We start from the raw sequence: 18304 nt of genomic DNA, 5'->3' as shown, positions 1-18304 counted from the left end.
CAATGTTATAGCACTAATGCTTCGCGACGAAATTCTACTTCCTCATCACTTTTAATACCAAGGGCTTCATAAATATATGCAAAAGTTGAAAGAAGTTCGGGTTTGCCATCAATAAGGGCTACGTCGTGTTCAAAATGGGCAGAAGGTTTACCATCTTGAGTTGTTATTGTCCAACCATCCCTGTGTTGTTTTATGCGCTGTGTTCCCATATTTATCATGGGCTCTATGGCAACTACCATGCCTTCAATAAATTTTTTGCCCCTTCCACGTTTGCCATAGTTGGGCATCTCTGGGTCTTCGTGCATTTTACTTCCCAAGCCATGGCCAACCAATTCCCTAACCACACCATAACCATGGTCTTCGCAGTATTTTTGAATAGCATAACCCACGTCACCCACACGATTGTTCGCCTTAAACTCTCTAATACCAACGTATAAAGATTCCTTGGTTACTTGAAGTAATTTTTCAGTTTCTGGATCAATCTCTCCTACGGGAAAAGTAAATGCATGATCGCCGTAAAAACCATTTTTAAGAGCGCCACAATCAATAGAGATGATATCGCCTTCAACTAAGAGTTCGTTATTCGGAATACCATGAACAACTTGTGAGTTTGGACTCATGCAAAGCGTGTTTGGGAAATCGTATAAACCCAAAAACCCAGGAACGGCTCCATGATCTCTGATGCATGTTTCGGCAATTTTATCTAACTGAAGTGTTGTTACACCAGGTTTAATTTCCTTAGCTAATTCACCTAAAGTTTTTGATACAATTAAGGCACTTTCGCGCATTAATTCAATCTCTTCTCTCGTTTTTACAATAATCATAACTATAAATTATAGGAATGCAAAGATACTCAAAAACTTAAATGCATTTATATTCAGAACAACCCTTGTTTTTGCTTAATTGAAAAGACCAAAAAAGCCTTTCTTTTTTACTTTAAGTGGTGGTGCAGATTCGTCTGTTAACATATGGTAGACCTCGCCCCATCCGGGAAAGCCACCAATGTTCCTGTCGTCAATAAACAAATCGGCATTAATTTTTCTACTAATATCGTTGGAGAAGTCTTCTTCAGGAAAACTTTTGTTCACGGCATAAAAGGTAACACCATTATCTTTGCAAAATTTAACGGCTTCATCCAGCCTACTACCACATCTATACGTCCATAAAATAAGTCGATGGCCATCTTCTTGTAACTTCTTTAATGTTTCGAAGGCAAAAAGCACGGGCTTCCCTATTTTTGGGTAGGCGTCTTCAACGATGGTACCGTCAAAATCGACTGCAATTATGAGTGTATCGTTAAAATTCATTTCGATTTAAGGCGTTAAAATTCAATGCAAAGTTAAACTATTATGTTTAAACTAATGCATGTTGCGTCATAGCCGCAGGTTGCTCCACGTTTAAAATTTTTAAAATTGTAGGCGCAACATCTCCTAAAATACCGTCTTTAATCTTTTTAAGGTCTTTATCTATCAAAATAATAGGCACTGGGTTTGTGGTATGTGCTGTATTTGGTGAGCCATCAGGATTAATCATGGTTTCGCAATTACCGTGGTCGGCAATAAGAAGGGTGGTGTACCCATTTTCCAAACCAGTGGTTACAACATCCTTAACACAGGCATCAACAGCTTCACAAGCTTTTATGGCTGCTTCCATCACGCCAGTGTGCCCAACCATATCTCCATTTGCAAAGTTGAGACAAACAAAATCGGCTTCACCCTTTTTAAGTTCAGGAATTAGGGCATCACGCAATTCATAAGCACTCATTTCTGGTTTTAAATCGTAGGTCGCAACCTTTGGCGAATTTCTTAGAATTCGTTGCTCACCATTAAATGGGGCTTCACGTCCACCAGAAAAGAAAAACGTAACATGTGGATACTTCTCAGTTTCAGCAATGCGAATTTGTTTTTTGTTGTTTTTCTCTAAAACTTCACCCAAAGTTTCGGTGAGGTTATCTTTATTGAAAATAACTTTGATGTTTTTGTACGTATCATTGTAATTGGTAAGCGTTACATAATGCAAATCAAGTTTTTTCATGCCGTAATCTGGGAAATCCTCTTGAGACAATACCTCGGTAAGCTCTCTACCACGATCGGTTCTGAAATTAAAGAAAACAATAACGTCGCCATTTTTTATTGAGGCTACTGGCTCATTGTTATCGTCCACAGCGATTATTGGTTTTATGAACTCGTCGGTAACATCATTGGCATAATTTTTCTCAATCGAGTTTACAAGATCAGCCGATTTTTCACCAACACTGTTTACAAGTGCATCATATACCAATTTTACACGTTCCCAGCGCTTGTCTCTGTCCATAGCGTAATAACGCCCAGAAATGGTTGCTATTTTCGTGTTGGTGCCTTCTATATGAGATTGAAGCTGTTTTACAAAAACAACTCCAGATTTTGGGTCAACGTCCCTGCCATCTGTAAAAGCATGAACATAGGTTTTTTTCAATCCGAAATCATTGGCGGCATCAATTAATCCTAAAAGGTGCTTGATATGTGAGTGAACGCCCCCATCACTTAAAAGACCTAAAAAATGAACATCTTTGTCATTGGTTTTGGCATATTCAAAAGCATCAACCAACACTTTTTCTTGGTTAAGTGTTTTATTTTGAACAGCTAAATTAACTTTTACTAAATCTTGGTAAACAATTCTACCAGCACCCAAATTCATGTGTCCAACTTCACTATTTCCCATCTGTCCTTCGGGCAAACCAACATGCAGGCCATCTGTACGTAATGTTGCATAAGGATATTTTTTGTACAAAGAGTCTATAAAAGGTGTGTTGGCATGGTCTATGGCAGAAACTTTTGGATCTGGTGAATTTCCCCATCCATCAAGTATCATTAAAATAACTTTTTTGTTCATTTTTTGTTAAAGTTTTAAGATGTTGCAAAGATAACGAAGTTTGGCAGAAAAAGAGATAAATCGTTTCTCAAATACCGCGTTAGGCAAGGGTTTTTATGAATTTTTTAAAATGGAAGTGTTCCGTTAATGTTATGCTAATTAAACGTTAAAAATACGTTATAAATCCATTTTTGTGTAACAGGGTGAAAAAATTATCGTCTCTTTAGTATATCAAAAAACGTAATCATTTAACAAATTAAAATCTTTCATCATGAAAAAAACAATCATCATTTCCGCAATCGCGTTATGCTTTTCAATCACATTTGTAAATGCGACCACCCAACATTCAACGAAAAATTACAACGTAGAAGCTTATTTTAAAGTGAACACTTTTTGTGTCTCAATTGCTAAAGGCGACTTGGAAACCGTTCAAAAACTTATAGCAAGAGGAGCGGACGTTAATGCCAAATCTAATGGAATGACTCCAGCTATGTATGCTGCTAAGTTTAATAGAACCGATATTTTAAAGCTTTTAATTACGCATGGCGCTGATTTAAAAGCTAAATCTGACAAAAAAATGACAGCTTTAAAATATGCCGAATTACACGGGGCAAAAGATGCTGCGGCCATTATAAAAGAAACACTGGCAGCAGTCAAAAAGAAAAAATAATTATAAAACGATTCCATAATTATTTTGAGTTAGTCACTCTAAAAAGCCCTGAACTTCAGGGCTTTTTTTTATTGGTTTCTGTATTTTTCTATGGCTTCTTCTATTTTTTCTATTCTATTGTCCGGATCTGGATGTGTGCTCTGAAATTCTGGAACTCGGTTTGGGCCAGCCGCCGCTTTTAAAATTTCCATAACACCAATCATCTCTCGAGGGTTATAGCCCGCTTTTATCATAAATTTTACACCTAGGTCGTCACTTTCAAGTTCATCACCCCTTCCGTTGGTCAATAACGTGTTTTGGCCAATACCACTTATAAGGCCACCCATATCTGCACCCACTGCACCTGCTGTTGTCAACCCCTGCCAATATTCGCTTTCGGCAATGCGTTCGGCACTATGTCGACCCAAAACATGACCTATTTCATGACCCAAAACACCAGCTAGCTGGTCTTCGTTTTCCAATTTTGAAAAAAGTGCATAAGTTATAAATATTTGCCCACCAGGAAGGGCAAAGGCATTTATAGTATTCTGATCGTTTAGTAAATGGAACTCATATTTATAAGGCGTTTCTCGTGCTATACTGCTGTTTACCAATTTGTTGCCAACATTGTCAACTAAAGCCTGATATTGATTGTTGGGATGTAAGCCGCCATATTGTTGTGCCATCTGTGGCGCACTTTGCAAACCAATGGCAATTTCGTTTTCTGGTGACATGGAAATGGTTTGGGTCCTGCCGGTATATGGATTAACTTCTTGTTGGCTGCATCTCTTGATTACGAAAAACAATGCAATAGCAACCCCAATAAGTAGCCTGTATTTTAGATTTCTTCCTCTCATTTTATTTGAGTTTCTTGTACTAAAATTACAAAAATATAACTTACAAATTAATGACACTAATCTATTTAAGATGTCACATTAGAAAAAATTAAAGCATCTTATACATGACAAAATGAAGACCAATGGTTTCAATTATAAATGGTTCTCCTGTAATTCGATAACCATTTTTCCTATAAAAGTTTACGGCTACTTCACGCGCATTGCACCAAACAATTTTGGTGTTTTTCTTTTTTATAATTTGTTCACCAAAATTCAAGATGTGATGCCCCAAACCTTTTCCTTGAAACTCATTTAAAACAGCCATGCCCCTAAGTTGGTATTGCGAACTTTCAGGAATATTAGCATTATTCGCTTTAAAAAATGAACAGACTCCCAATAATTTTTCTTTACTGAAAATGCCCAAATGAAAAGTGGTGTCCAAATCATCCCCTTCAAAAACACAAGTATGTTTGGGTTTTCCTGTCCGTAGAACGGGATGCCTGACTTCATGTGTCTTTTCAGGACTAATAAGTCTAATATTATAGTTAATGGCGATGACCTAAATTTTAGAATGATGTATATCAAACATAAAGAATATTTTATGGAAATACTTACCTTAGAACAAAACTTTTTTATGCCCATTGAATTTAAAATAATAGAAAAAGAAAACATTAATTTGGTCATTCCGTTGGTTGAAAAATTAAACGATTACAAAATACCTTTTGATATTTTGGAACAGCGGTTTTCAGAAATGGTGTTAAGTGAAAATTATGAATGTGCTGTTATCTTTGATAAAGAGAAATTAATTGGTGTTTCGGGTTTATGGTTTTGCACAAGACATTATTCTGGAAAAAGTTTGGAAGTTGATCATGTTGTTATTGACGAAAATTATAGAGGTCAAGGCCTGGGTAAGGCTTTTTTTGATTGGATTTATAAATACGCCAAAACTAAGGGTTGTGAGGCTGTTGAACTAAATACCTACGTGAGTAACTATAAATCACATAAGTTTTATTTTAACGAAGCCTTTAAAATATTGGGCTATCATTTTTTAAAAAAGTTGTAATTTTTTCTTTTAAAAGAAAGAACAGTTTGTATATATTTGCAGCATAGAAAGGCGGGAGTAGCTCAGTTGGTAGAGCGTCAGCCTTCCAAGCTGAATGTCGCCGGTTCGAACCCGGTCTCCCGCTCCAGAAACCCATCAAATTTTGATGGGTTTCTTATTTTAATTGGTTTAGTGATGTTCCCGTTGCTAACTCATAAGGTACTTTGTTGTACTCGAAAATTCTAGCAGATAATTTACCTTTCAAGGTAATTGATTTTCCAGATACATGTAGCCAACTGCCTTCTCTCAATCCAACAACTGGCGGGGTATTATAGGCATGAAACTCTTTTATTCTAGTTTCTCTGGTTTCGCCCATATGTTTTCTAGATGGGTCAGGGTCTAAGTAATGTGGGTTAATGTTAAATGGTACGAGCCCTAAAGCATTAAAATTTGGTGGATAAACAATGGGCATATCATTAGTGGTTTTTATGGTTAAGCCGCAAATATTGCTTCCGGCGCTCGTTCCCAGATATGGTGTTCCGATGCTTACAGCTTCTTTTAGGGAGTTTATCAAGTTGTTTTTATAAAGCTGGTAAGTTAACACAAAAGTGTTGCCGCCACCAACAAAAATGCCTTCAGCATTGTTTATGGCTTCAATGGGATTTTCAAATTTGTGAATTCCTTTTATAGCTATATCAATTTTTGAAAAGGCCATTTTGGCTTTTTCGGTGTAGTCATCATGTGAAATTCCACTGGGCCTTGCATAGGGTATAAAAACAATTGTGTTGGCGTTTTTAAAAAGCACCTTGAGGTCATCTAAAATATACTCTAAATACCCACTACCATGAATGGTTGAGGTACTAGCAATTATAATGTTTTTCATTAAAAAGAGGTTTACGTGTAAAGCTAATTAAAAATATGTTTTCCGAAATATTTTAGTGTCCAATTCTTTAAAAACTGAAAATAAAGTGGTATTTTCAAGAAAGAAAAAATAAGCTTTGAAAAAAATAATTCTCTTATTTGCATTTTTAGTTTCAGTATCTACGGTCTCCCAAAACATTAACAGAGTTACGGTTTTTGGAAAGATAATAGTTGAGGACAATGATTTGGCAGGCATTACCATTTTTAATGCATCATCCAACACAGGCACAGTAACTGACGACAATGGTGAGTTCACCATGCAAGTTGCCTTAAACGATGTTATTGAAGTCAGCGCTTTACAATACCAAAACATCAGTTTCAAAATTAACGAGGACATCATACAGTCAAAAAATATGAAGCTCTTTTTGATTGAGGAAATCAATAAATTGGACGAAATCATCATAATTACCAATGAGTTAACCGGTAACCTAAATGTGGATGCAGAAGCGGCCAAACCATTTAAGCCTAAGTTGGATGCCCTTTACTTTGGGGTGAAAAATAGTAGGGAGTATGATTTTGAAAAGGATTACAAAACAGGTGTTAAAAACGAAGCCATGAACAGTGAAGGTATTGCGGTGGTTAACGGATTAAATGTAGTGAATGTAGTGGACCAGTTGTTGTTGCCGTTGTTCAGGTCTAAAGTGCCAAACAATAAGAAATCTACTGTTCCTGATGTTCCGATAGAATCAATAAAATATTATTTTGGTTCGGAATTTTTGATGGATAATTTTAATATACCAGAACATCGTGTCGAAGATTTTATTCAATATGTACAAGCTAATGACTTCGATTTTTCATTGCTGAATTATGGAAAGGAAATGGAGTTTCTTGATCTTCTAACCAAAAAAAGTAAAGCATTTTTAGGTTCTAAATAATAGCTTAAAAGCATCTTTAACAAAATATTGCAAGCCATTTACACTTTCTTTAAGAATTGAAACGCGTTCTTTCCGCTTTTAAAATGGCTTTGTGTGAACGTAATTATTTTGTGTCTTAGTTCTGTGCAGACGACCAAAATTTTATAAAATACTACAAAGACAAGACTCATTTTAGAGTTTTCTTTTTCTAAGAATTAAATATGGATAGTATAAAGAAAATTTAAATTCGGTTGAAAGGTATTTTCTTTTGGAATGCTTTTTGAAAAGAGTACATTAGCCTAAATTTTAATAAATGAAATTTTTAAAACCTTTAGTTTTAGTTTTTGCTCTATCATTTTTGTCGTTTTCTACATTTCACGACTATTATATTAGCGTAACCCAAGTAGAATATGTTGAGGAGAAAGAGTCCGTTCAAATTATTTCAAGAATATTCCTTAATGATTTTGAAAGTGCATTACGCACGCGTTACAATGAGACCTTTACCTTTGGAGGCGAAACCGAAACAAAAGATTTAGATACATACATTGAACGTTACCTACGGGATAAAATGGCATTCAAAATAAATGAGGAAAAAGTTGATTTTGCTTACGTAGGTAAAGAATATGATTTTGACATTATTAAATGCTATCTTGAAATTGAAGGGGTAGAGCATATTGATTCAATGGAAATTACTAATAAAGTTTTGTTTGATTTAATTCAAGAGCAACAAAATATTATAAAGACAAAAATAAACTCCTACCAAAAAAGTGTTTTACTTATTCCGCAAAAGGACACAGCAGTGTTAAAGTTTAATTAAAACAAAGTTTTTTATCTGTACAATTTATTAATTTCGACTTCTTTTTGTGATAATTTTCTAATGAAAGTTCTCAAAAACCATATTTTTTTAAACAAAATTTAAAAATAAGTAATGAAAAAAATCACTTATATCTGCCTCTCACTTATACTTATGTCATCTGCAATGATTGCTCAAGAACAAGAAGCAAACACCCCCCAAAAAGGGCATACCAACACTAACAAGTTTAGGCAGTTGTATGATGAGTTTTCAACCCCAAACATGTTTAGGTCGGCATCTGGTGCACCTGGACCAGCTTATTACCAACAGCAGGCCGATTATAAAATGGATATTGTTTTAGATGACAAAATTTCCAGAATTTCAGGTAGTGAAACCATTACGTACACCAATAACTCTCCTGATGAGTTAAAATATCTTTGGGTGCAACTTGAGCAAAACAAAAGGGCTAAAGATTCCAAATCTCCGTTAATTGAATCTAGTGGTGTGGCACCCGTAATGTTTCCAAATGCATTTACCAAAGAATTTATGAGTGAGCCTTTGGAGCGCGGTTTTAACATTTTGGAAGTGAAAGATATCAATGGAAAACCACTTCCTCATACTATTAATAGAACCATGATGCGTGTTGAGTTACCAAAACCCATGAAACATGGCGATAAATTTTCTTTCTCAGTAAAATGGTGGTATAACATTAATGACCATGTTGTTGAAGATGGTCGTTCTGGTTACGAGTATTTCCCAAAAGATGGCAACAAAGCTTACGTTATAGCCCAATTTTTTCCCAGAATGGCTGTTTACAGTGATGTTGAAGGATGGCAAAATTCTCAGTTTTGGGGACGTGATGAGTTTGCACTCCCATTTGGTAATTATGAGGTTAATATCACAGTGCCGGCAGACCATGTTTTAGATGGAACAGGGATTTTGACCAACAGAAAAGAAGTTTATTCCAAAATGATGTTGGAGCGTTATGAAACAGCCAAAAGAACTTATGATAAGCCCGTTTTAATCGTTAATCAAACTGAGGCCGAGTCTGCAGAAAAAGGTTTTTCTGAAGAAACAAAAACTTGGAAACTTAAGGCCGAAAATGTTCGCGATTTTGGTTTTGCAACATCTAGAAAATTTATTTTGGATATGATGGCCGTGAAAATTGGTGGTAAAGATGTTATGGCTGTTTCGATGTATCCTAAAGAAGGAAATCCACTTTGGGAGGAATGGTCAACTCGAGTAGTAGCCAGTACTCTAGAATCTTATTCAAGAATGACTTTTGATTATCCGTATCATAAAGCCATATCGGTTCACGCAAAGCAGCAGGGTATGGAATATCCTATGATTTGCTGGAATTATGGTCGCCCAGATGAAGATGGTACATATAGCGACCGTGTAAAATACGGTATGATGGGGGTTATTACCCACGAAGTGGGGCATAACTTCTTTCCAATGATTGTGAATAGTGATGAGCGTCAGTGGACATGGATGGACGAAGGTTTAAATACGTTTGTTCAGTATGTAGCAGAACAGGATTTTGGGGAAAAATATCCATCGGCTTTATCGCCACAAGATAAGCATTTTCCTTCTGATCGCGGACCAGCGAAAATGATTATACCTTATATGGGTGGTGACCAAAATTTTATCGCTCCAATAATGACCAAAGGACTCAATACCTACCAATTTGGTAACAACGCCTATGGTAAACCAGCCACCGCTCTAAACATTTTGAGAGAAACAGTAATGGGGAGAGAGTTGTTTGATTATGCCTTTAAGGAATATGCAAATAGATGGATGTTTAAACACCCAACTCCAGAAGACTTTTTTAGAACCATGGAAGATGCTTCAGCATTTGATTTGGATTGGTACTGGAGAGGTTGGTTCTATACCACAGATTGGGTTGATATTGGCGTTAAGGAAGTTAAAAAATATTTCGTGTCTGATGAACCAAATGCCTATATGAGAAAATATATGGAAGAGCGCGGTGTAAAAAGAAATCAGTTAAAGCCTTTGGTTTACTTGGTTGAAGAAGGAAGTGAAGACTTTAAGGAAAAGATGAAAACCAAGTCTCTTTTAGAAAACTCCAAACCGCTTCAAGAGTACATTATGGACAATTTTACACCAGAAGAACAAAAATCCATCAAGGAACCAAAGTATTTTTACAATGTAACCTTTGAAAAACCAGGTGGTTTGGTTATGCCGATAATTGTGGAATATACCTATGCAGATGGGACTTCAAATCAAGTGACTTATCCAGCACAAATATGGAGGTTCAATGATAATGAGGTGAGTAAAGCCATAGCTTCAGATAAGGAAATTGTTAGTATAACTGTAGATCCAAACGAAGAAACAGCCGATATTGACACTTCAAACAACTCATGGCCTCAAAAAATTCAGCAAAGTGATTTTGACCAATTTAAAGAGAAAATTAAAGGTTAAAAACTAAAGCATTGTTAAAGTCGATTTTTAAAATCGGCTTTTTTTTATTGTGACCGAACAACTCATTATATTTGTACCGTGATACAACTAGCTACATTTTTATTCATTAGTGGTGCAGAGATAGCTTTCATATTATTTATTGTCATCATGGTTTTTGGTGCAGATAAATTGCCCGAAATTGCTCGTGGGCTAGGAAAAGGCATGCGTACCCTTAAAGATGCTACCAACGATATTAAGCACGAAATCACCAAAACTGCCGAAAAGAATGGCATTGATACAAGCATCACTCAAGATGTAAAAAAAGAACTGGATAAAGTAAAGGATGATCTAGAAGATTTTACGGGTTCAGTTAAACGGAAGTTTTAGCCGTTAATCATTTCGTCGATGTGCATTTCATCTATTAATCCAATTCTTACGACATTTTAACGAAATTTTAAATTTCATTTTACTTTAAAAAATACCTTCGGAGTCCCGAATCTATTAATTTAACTTAAAATGAAAGCGAACCTACTAATCTGTTTTCTTTGTATTTCCATGTTGGCTTTTGGAAAAAAGGACAGAGAAACCATCAAGAAAATTGATGACATCAATTCTTCAGCATTAAGTTTTTACAACAATAAAGAAATTGTAAAGTCCTTTAAGGAATTTATAAAAGCTAGGGCCTTATCAGATTCCATTCAAGACCATTATGGCTATGCTATTGCCAACTATAATTTGGGCAATATTTATAGTTTGATGGAAAATTATAAATCTGCGGAAGAGAGTTACTGGTCGGCATTAGAAGCCTTGAAGGCTGTAAACGATAATGATTTGGTTTCGGGTTCATATTTCAGCTTAGGTAAAATATACAAGGAAAAGAAGGAGCAGAATAAGGCTATTGAATATTTTGAGGAAGCCTTAAAATATACCTTGATAAACGAATATCAAATAGGATCAGATAACAAACAAATCCAAAATTTGATTTTTGATATCCGAATTAATTTGGCCGAGTTGTACATAGATAAAAATAATCTAGAACAGGCCTTAATTAATCTTTTAAAGATTCAGGAATATTTAAAAACAGAGCCTGTTAACAAAAACATAGAAGGGTGTTTCAAGTACATTTATGGTATATACTATGCCCGTAAAGAACTTTTTAATAGTGCAAATAATGAATTTAAAGAAGCCATTGCATTACTGGAAACAAACAAGGAAGGTGTTGATTTATCCCTTTTGACCAAAGTTTATATGCAATTGTCTATTTCTTTGGCAAAATCGGGTAAAAGTGCTGAGGCCTATCTTACTTTGTTGGAACACAATAAATACAAGGAGCAACTTATTGATGAAAAGAAGTTGGAACAGGCTGAAATCACAAAATCAAAACTACTTATTGAGGATTATAAAAACAATGCCTCTTTGGCCAATATAGAGAGACTTGAGCAGCTTGAAATTGCTAATAGAATAAAAAAGATTAACGGTATTATAATAATTTCCCTTATTCTTTTGTTGATTTCTGTTGTGACGATCTACATTGGTTATGTTTCAAAAAGAAGGCTGAGCAGAACCCTTAAGGAACGAAATAATGAATTGGAAAAGGCCAAAGATGAAGCCTTAAAATCATCGGAACTTAAGACAAAATTCATTTCCAACGTATCACACGAATTAAGGACTCCGCTTTACGGTGTTGTGGGTATAACCTCTTTGTTGTTGGATAGCAGTAACTTAAACAATAGGGATAGAAAGTACTTAAAATCTTTAAAATATTCTGGTGATTATCTTTTAAACTTAATAAATGATATTCTGCAAGTTGGTAAAATGGAGTCCGATAAGGTAGAACTACAAAATGTATCGGTTAATTTAGAGCGTTTGTTGGAAGATATTGCAAATTCATTCGAATACAGACTGGTAGAAACCAACAATAAAATTAAAATAATAATTGATAACCATGTGCCTGAACATATTATATGTGATAATGTTAGGCTATCCCAAGTCTTAATCAATTTAATTGGGAACAGCATTAAGTTCACAACCAACGGAACCATTAATTTAAGGGTAGTCTTGTTAAGTTTAGATACCAAAAATGTAGGTTTAAGATTTGAAGTTGAAGATAATGGCATTGGTATACCAAAAGAGAAATTTGATAGTATTTTCGATAATTTTTCACAACTAAAGGATAGTAATGTGAATTACCAAGGCACCGGACTTGGGCTTTCAATTACCAAAAATTTAGTAGAGCTTTTCAACAGTAAAATAGACCTGAAAAGCACAGAAGGCGTTGGAACGACCTTTAGTTTTGAAGTAGATTTTGAAATAGACCAACAAGCGAGCCAAACGGTTTCCAATTATGAAAACTCAAGAAATAATTTGGAAGAACCTAAGGAAAAATATGAAATCTTGATAGCAGAAGACAATAAAATAAACCAAGTGGTTACCAAAAATTTATTGGAGAAAAAAGGCTACTCATGCACGATTGTTCAAAATGGTAAAGAGGCTCTGCAGGAAGTTAGTAGTAAGAATTACGACCTAGTGCTTATGGACATCAATATGCCTGTTATGAGTGGAAATGAGGCTACCCAAGCGATTAGGGAGTTTAATGCTGCCATACCAATTATCGCTTTAACTGCAGCGGATATTGATGAGATTAAATTGATGTACAAAGGAGTAGGTTACACGGATGTGGTTATAAAACCATTTGACAACTATGAGTTTTTTCAAGTGATAGCTACCCATATCCAAAACTATAAAGGAGGAAGATTAAACCTTATTAAAGCGTCTTAAAGGGTTCTGAGTTAAAGTTTTCGGCTAATGGTCAAACCATCTCGAATGGGCAGTAAAACGGTTTCAACTCTATGGTCTTCCTTTAAAAGTTTGTTGTATTCAATAAGAGCAGGTGTTGAGGTGTCGTCTTTCTTGAATTTAGTTTCTAGAACTTTTCCGCTCCAGAGTACATTATCCGATAAAATAATACCGCCAGCATTTAATTTGTTGACAATGGCTTCAAAATAGTTTGAATAGTTTTCTTTATCGGCATCAATAAAAACTAAATCGTACACTTTATCGAGTGTGGGAATAATTTCCAAAGCGTTACCAACATGCTGAAAGATTTGGTGTCCATACTCAGATTTATCAAAATATTTTCTTTGAAAATCAAAGAGTTCTTCGTTGATGTCAATAGTGTCCAATTCACCATTTTTTTGCATGCCTTCAGCTAGACACAGTGCTGAATAGCCTGTATAGGTACCTATTTCCAAAATATTTTTTGGATTGACCAATTTTGAAATCATACTCAACAATCGGCCTTGGTAATGCCCGCTTAACATGCGTGGTTGCAATATTTTTTGGTAAGTCTCTCTACTTAATTGCTGTAACAATTCCGGCTCATCTTCAGAATGGGTCATTACATATTCATCTAAATCTTCGGGTATAAAGTGCATTAACTCAATATTCTGTTAATTAATTTTTCTTTGGCTTTTTGGTCATCACCACAAAGCCATTGTATTACATTGTCCTCCCAAATAGCATCATAATCATCTTGATTGATTATTTTTCTTTCCAAGGCCAAATCCAATATTTTTCCTGGGTAAGATGATTGTTTAGCGCTTTCCATTTCACCAAGTGGATAAGGATCATCCAGTCCCATTAAGACTTGTTTTGCGCCTTGGTTTTCGATGAGGAGTTTTAATGAACCAGTGTCGTGTACCAATGTATCGAAGAATATGTTTTTGTGTCCTACTGCTTTTCTTGGGTGGTGTTTGCCCTCAAACAAATCGGGTCTTCCATCAAAGCCTTGTATACGCCTACCCAAGTTAATTTGCGCTAATTGTCCGCCATGGGCAAAGCATGTACGCATATTTGGGTATTTTTCTTGGTAGCCATTTAAGGTTAAAAAATGATAGGCATCAGCACATTGGGCAAGCATCCAAATAAGGTGGAAGCGCCAAGAGGTGTTTTCCAATTTTATGAACTTTTCACCATCATATGGGTGAATTTCAACAGCCAAATTGTACTTACTGGCTAATTCAAAAATAGGTTCATTTTCTTCATCAAAAATACAACGCCATGTGCCAATGGTGTCCATATAGTGCGTTGGCAAACATAAAAGTTGCATGCCATGGGTTTCTACACAACGTTCAATTTCCCAGCAAGCACTTCTAACAAAACCCGGATGTACCACAAAACCACAGGTGAATTTACTCGGGTGCTCATGCTGTATGCGCGCATTAAAATCATTTTGAAAACGAAGGGCTTTTTTCATCTCTTCTACACGTAAGCCATTTCCGTACAATTGTGATAAATTCAAAACAACGGCATGGTCAATTTTGTAGCGGTCCATCCATTCCAATTTTTCGTGAAGAAAGAAACTGGAATCTGTAACCGGTCTGCTCCAGTCTTTTTGAAGCATGAACTTTCGGTCTTTATCCACCCAAAAGATGCCTTTTTCTCGCATATATTCGGGAATTTCCTCGGGGTAGGGAAGTAAGTGAGAGTGACCGTTTATTCTGAGTTTTCGTTTTTCCATGGTCGTTATTGCAAGGCATTTACCTTGCAATCTATTTATAAAGAGATTACCTCGTCATACAACCTCGTAATGACGAATCTAAATGATTAATCAATTTTAACTTTCTTCGGTGGTTGCATAACCGCTCCACAATTTGGGCAAGTGCGTTTTTCTTGGTCACCGTAATATTTATCAAATATTTTGGGCATATCGGTTTCAATATTGTCCAACGTAAAATCCTCTCCGTATAATTTTGTGTTGCAGTTTTCACAAAACCAAAGCAGGGCGTCGCGCATGCCTTTAGGGCGCTTATATTCAATAACCAACCCCACGGTATTGGCACCACGCTGAGGGGAATGTGGCACTTTTGGGGGCAACAAATAAATATCGCCTTCCTTTATGTGAACGTCTTTTGGCGTGCCTTTATCAATTATTTTAAGAACAATATCACCTTCAATTTGATAGAAAAATTCGGGAGTTTCATTGTAATGATAATCCTTTCTGCTGTTGGGCCCACCAACCACCATAACAATAAAATCGGCATCTTTCCAAACCACTTTATTTCCAACAGGTGGCTTCAAAAGGTGTCTGTTTTCTTCAATCCAATCTTTAAAATTTAATGGAGAAACTAACTTGCTCATAGTTTATTTTTTTGTGCGTTACCACAGGGGTCGGGCTTTACGTTATTAGTTTTGGCTCGATGCTTACCTCGCCAAAAGCTAACCACTACAATCCCTAACGCCATTTAAGATATAAAGTTACAAACTTTTTGTGCGACCACCATCAACGGGAACGTTAATTCCGTTCACATAACTAGCGACTTCACTGGCCAAAAATGTTATGACGTTTGCCGTTTCTTCTGGCTTGGCAAAACGTTTGGCAGGAGCGTAGCTTTTCATGATTTCGGTCATTTCTTCTATCGTTTTGTCTTCATGGGATGCCTTGATTTTTATAATTTCAGATAAACGTTCCGTTTCGGTAAAACCAGGAAGTACATTGTTCACTGTAATGCCATAGGCTCCAAGTTCTACAGACAATGTTTTGCTCCAATTGCCCACGGCGCCCCGAATGGTATTGCTAACACCCAATCCTGGGATAGGTTCTTTTACGGAGGTGGAAATGATATTAACAATCCGCCCAAAACCTTCAGCTTTCATAAACGGAATTGTGGATTGTGCCAATACATGGTTGCACTTTAAATGCATGGTAAATGCATTGTCGAATTCATCTAAACTGGCCGTCAAAATTTCACCACTTCTAGGGCCTCCTGTATTATTAATGAGGATATGGAAACCATGATTTTTCTCAATAAACTTAATCACTTGCTCCTGTAAATCCCTTGGGTTTGCAAAATCTGCAACAATGTAGCTATGATTGTCTGGTTGCGGCAATTCAGCTAAAACTTCTTTTAATTTTTCTCTATTTCGGGCAACCAAAGTAACGTTGACGCCTTCAGTTGCTAATGCCATAGCGGTTGCTTTTCCAATGCCTTGCGTGCTGCCACATACTAGGGCGTTTTTGTTTTGTAATTTTAAATCCATATTTCTGTCATTCCTGCTTTAATAGGAATCTTTTTAATTTTTTTCAATTATTGACAATTTGTTGTCAATATTTAATACAAACATTTTTAGCCTCGGTAAAAAAACGCAGGGCTTCAAAGCCACCTTCTCGACCGACGCCACTTGCTTTTACGCCACCAAAAGGGGTGCGTAAATCACGCATCATCCAAGTATTTACCCAGACGATTCCCGCTTGTAATTGGTTACTCATTCGCATGGTTCGTTTTAAATCGTTCGTCCATAATGTAGCCGACAAACCATACTTTACATCGTTGGCCATCTGCAAGACTTCATCTTCACTTTCAAAAGACATTAGGGTAACTATCGGGCCAAATATTTCTTCTTGGTTTAGCTTACAGTCGTTGGTTTTTGCTTCAATCACGGTTGGTTCAAAATAATAGCCATTTTCAAAACCTTTTACGGTTACTTTTTGTCCACCACACAGTATTTTATTTCCTTCGTTTTTTGCAATTTCAACATAACCCATGATTTTTTCTAGATGCGGTTTTGAAACCAATGCACCTATATTAGTGGAATGTTCGGACGGATGCCCAACTTTTAGTTGTTTTACTTTTTCAACAAAATCAACTTTAAACTTATCGTAAATAGTCGATTCAACAAAAATACGGCTTCCGCACAAACAGATTTGCCCTTGGTTTGAAAATGAGGAGCGCACCGTGGTTTCCAGCATATCCTTATAATCGCAGTTCGCAAAAATAATATTAGGGTTTTTTCCGCCCAGTTCCAACGACAATTTCTTAAACATCGGTGCAGCCGTTCTTGCTATATGGGCTCCTGTTACCGTTCCTCCCGTAAAACTAATGGCTTTTATGTCAGGGTGTTCAACAATAGCTTGTCCGGTTGTTGTGCCCCATCCGTGAACAATGTTTAAAACCCCCTTTGGTAAGCCTGCTTCATTACAAATTTCGCCCAATAAATAAGCTGTCATAGGGGTAATCTCGCTGGGTTTTGCCACTACGCAATTACCTGCTGCAAGTGCGGGGGCTATTTTCCAAGTAAATAAGTAGAGAGGAAGATTCCAAGGTGAAATACAGCCCACAACCCCAATGGGTTGCCTTAAGGTATAATTGATGGCATTTTGACCGACGCTTTCATGACTTTCGCTAGCAAATTGCGTGATGGCATTTCCAAAAAAGCGAAAGTTGCTCGCTGCCCTCGGAATATTGATTGATTTAGCTAAACTTACAGGTTTGCCATTGTCTTTACTTTCAGCTTCAGCAAAACGGTCAAGATTTGCTTCCAGAAGTTCTGATATTTTAATTAAAATCCTGCTACGCTCGTCCAACGTGGTTTGCGACCATATTGGAAATGCAGATTTTGCAGCAATGTATGCGTTTTCAACATCTTCTTTGGAAGAATTTGGTGTTTTACCGTAAACTTCTCCATTGGCTGGACAAAAATTATTAATCCATTCATTGTTTAGAGGATTATGAAAACTTCCATTTATATAATTTTTGATATTCATTTCTTATGGGCAACCAACTTAATCTCGACCAATAAATCAGGATGAGGTAATTGATGTACAGCCACTGTTGTACGTGTTGGCCCTGTTTCGGCATCAAAAAACTCTGCATAAGCTTTATTGTAACCGGCAAAATCGTTCATGTTTACCAAAAATGTTGTGACATCTACGGCATCTTTTAAACTGGCTCCTACGGTTCGCAAGTTTTCATTGATGTTTTCCAAAACTTCACGGGTTTGCACTTCAATGTCCAGATGTTTTGTGCCCATGTCGTCAATCATTTTTACCCCAGCAATTGAATTGTCTGGTTGTCTGGAACTAGTGCCAGATACAAAAATAAAATCGCCCACTACTTTTACAGGTGGGTAAGCGCCTCGTGGTTTTACTATATTGCTCAT

The 18304-nt window shown here is 36.3% G+C and carries 19 protein-coding genes and 1 tRNA gene; 8 read left to right on the top strand and 12 right to left on the bottom strand.

The window, feature by feature from the left end:
* Positions 1 to 5: 5 nt before the first annotated feature.
* From map to gpmI, 3 genes are all read right to left on the bottom strand, one after another.
* A complete protein-coding gene (gene map, locus WJN01_RS14660; protein WP_445197911.1) occupies positions 6 to 824 on the bottom strand; it encodes a type I methionyl aminopeptidase in 819 nt (272 codons plus the stop codon).
* A gap of 75 nt (positions 825 to 899) precedes the next feature.
* Entirely contained in the window at positions 900 to 1307 is a 408-nt protein-coding gene (locus WJN01_RS14655; protein ID WP_445197910.1) for a BT0820 family HAD-type phosphatase, read from the bottom strand.
* 46 nt (positions 1308 to 1353) lie between these two features.
* Positions 1354 to 2871, bottom strand: a complete 1518-nt coding sequence (gpmI, locus tag WJN01_RS14650; RefSeq protein ID WP_445197909.1) for a 2,3-bisphosphoglycerate-independent phosphoglycerate mutase — start codon at positions 2869 to 2871, stop codon at positions 1354 to 1356.
* Positions 2872 to 3121: 250 nt separating this feature from the next.
* On the opposite strand from gpmI, the gene WJN01_RS14645 reads away from it, so the two are divergent.
* Positions 3122 to 3520, top strand: coding sequence for an ankyrin repeat domain-containing protein (locus WJN01_RS14645; RefSeq protein ID WP_445197908.1), 399 nt, complete (start codon positions 3122 to 3124; stop codon positions 3518 to 3520).
* A gap of 68 nt (positions 3521 to 3588) precedes the next feature.
* Here WJN01_RS14645 and WJN01_RS14640 read toward each other — a convergent pair whose 3' ends face one another.
* A complete protein-coding gene (locus WJN01_RS14640) occupies positions 3589 to 4356 on the bottom strand; it encodes a M48 family metalloprotease (protein ID WP_445197907.1) in 768 nt (255 codons plus the stop codon).
* Positions 4357 to 4444: 88 nt separating this feature from the next.
* Complete coding sequence (locus tag WJN01_RS14635) at positions 4445 to 4777, bottom strand: GNAT family N-acetyltransferase (RefSeq protein WP_445197906.1); 333 nt, start codon at positions 4775 to 4777, stop codon at positions 4445 to 4447.
* Positions 4778 to 4906: 129 nt separating this feature from the next.
* Here WJN01_RS14635 and WJN01_RS14630 point away from each other — a divergent pair, with 129 nt between their 5' ends.
* On the top strand, positions 4907 to 5398 hold the full coding sequence (locus WJN01_RS14630; RefSeq protein ID WP_445197905.1) for a GNAT family N-acetyltransferase: 492 nt from the start codon (positions 4907 to 4909) through the stop codon (positions 5396 to 5398).
* Between the two features lie 51 nt (positions 5399 to 5449).
* A tRNA-Gly gene (locus WJN01_RS14625) sits at positions 5450 to 5525 on the top strand.
* 27 nt (positions 5526 to 5552) lie between these two features.
* On the opposite strand, the gene pepE is transcribed toward WJN01_RS14625, so the two are convergent.
* A complete protein-coding gene (pepE, locus tag WJN01_RS14620; RefSeq protein ID WP_445197904.1) occupies positions 5553 to 6260 on the bottom strand; it encodes a dipeptidase PepE in 708 nt (235 codons plus the stop codon).
* A 115-nt stretch (positions 6261 to 6375) separates the two neighbouring features.
* Between pepE and WJN01_RS14615 the strand changes: the two genes are divergently transcribed.
* From WJN01_RS14615 to WJN01_RS14595, 5 genes are all read left to right on the top strand, one after another.
* Positions 6376 to 7173, top strand: coding sequence for a carboxypeptidase-like regulatory domain-containing protein (locus WJN01_RS14615; RefSeq protein WP_445197903.1), 798 nt, complete (start codon positions 6376 to 6378; stop codon positions 7171 to 7173).
* Between the two features lie 292 nt (positions 7174 to 7465).
* The gene (locus WJN01_RS14610) at positions 7466 to 7969 is read left to right on the top strand and encodes a DUF6702 family protein (protein ID WP_445197902.1); all 504 of its coding nucleotides are present in this window, start codon (positions 7466 to 7468) and stop codon (positions 7967 to 7969) included.
* A 111-nt stretch (positions 7970 to 8080) separates the two neighbouring features.
* The gene (locus tag WJN01_RS14605; RefSeq protein WP_445197901.1) at positions 8081 to 10387 is read left to right on the top strand and encodes a M1 family metallopeptidase; all 2307 of its coding nucleotides are present in this window, start codon (positions 8081 to 8083) and stop codon (positions 10385 to 10387) included.
* 78 nt (positions 10388 to 10465) lie between these two features.
* On the top strand, positions 10466 to 10753 hold the full coding sequence (locus tag WJN01_RS14600) for a Sec-independent protein translocase subunit TatA/TatB (protein ID WP_445197900.1): 288 nt from the start codon (positions 10466 to 10468) through the stop codon (positions 10751 to 10753).
* A gap of 129 nt (positions 10754 to 10882) precedes the next feature.
* Complete coding sequence (locus tag WJN01_RS14595; protein ID WP_445197899.1) at positions 10883 to 13144, top strand: ATP-binding protein; 2262 nt, start codon at positions 10883 to 10885, stop codon at positions 13142 to 13144.
* An 11-nt stretch (positions 13145 to 13155) separates the two neighbouring features.
* Here WJN01_RS14595 and WJN01_RS14590 read toward each other — a convergent pair whose 3' ends face one another.
* The 6 genes from WJN01_RS14590 to WJN01_RS14565 form a co-directional block, all read right to left on the bottom strand.
* Complete coding sequence (locus WJN01_RS14590) at positions 13156 to 13800, bottom strand: O-methyltransferase (protein ID WP_445197898.1); 645 nt, start codon at positions 13798 to 13800, stop codon at positions 13156 to 13158.
* Positions 13800 to 14885 carry an amidohydrolase family protein gene (locus tag WJN01_RS14585; RefSeq protein WP_445197897.1) on the bottom strand — a complete coding sequence of 362 codons (1086 nt, stop codon included), beginning with the start codon at positions 14883 to 14885 and terminating at the stop codon, positions 13800 to 13802. The genes WJN01_RS14590 and WJN01_RS14585 overlap by 1 nt, the downstream gene beginning before the upstream one ends.
* An 86-nt stretch (positions 14886 to 14971) precedes the next feature.
* Complete coding sequence (locus tag WJN01_RS14580; RefSeq protein ID WP_445197896.1) at positions 14972 to 15505, bottom strand: 3-hydroxyanthranilate 3,4-dioxygenase; 534 nt, start codon at positions 15503 to 15505, stop codon at positions 14972 to 14974.
* A gap of 117 nt (positions 15506 to 15622) precedes the next feature.
* Positions 15623 to 16405 (bottom strand): SDR family oxidoreductase, encoded by a 783-nt coding sequence (locus tag WJN01_RS14575; protein WP_445197895.1) that lies wholly within the window; start codon positions 16403 to 16405, stop codon positions 15623 to 15625.
* Positions 16406 to 16469: 64 nt separating this feature from the next.
* Positions 16470 to 17909 (bottom strand): aldehyde dehydrogenase, encoded by a 1440-nt coding sequence (locus WJN01_RS14570; RefSeq protein ID WP_445197894.1) that lies wholly within the window; start codon positions 17907 to 17909, stop codon positions 16470 to 16472.
* Positions 17906 to 18304: a RidA family protein gene (locus tag WJN01_RS14565; protein ID WP_445197893.1), complete on the bottom strand. Its 399-nt coding sequence runs from the start codon at positions 18302 to 18304 to the stop codon at positions 17906 to 17908. Before WJN01_RS14565 ends, WJN01_RS14570 begins: the two co-directional genes overlap by 4 nt.

The sequence above is a fragment of the Tamlana sedimenti genome (assembly GCF_038148895.1).
Lineage (GTDB): Bacteria > Bacteroidota > Bacteroidia > Flavobacteriales > Flavobacteriaceae > Tamlana.
This window is presented reverse-complemented; position numbering and strand designations above follow the sequence as displayed.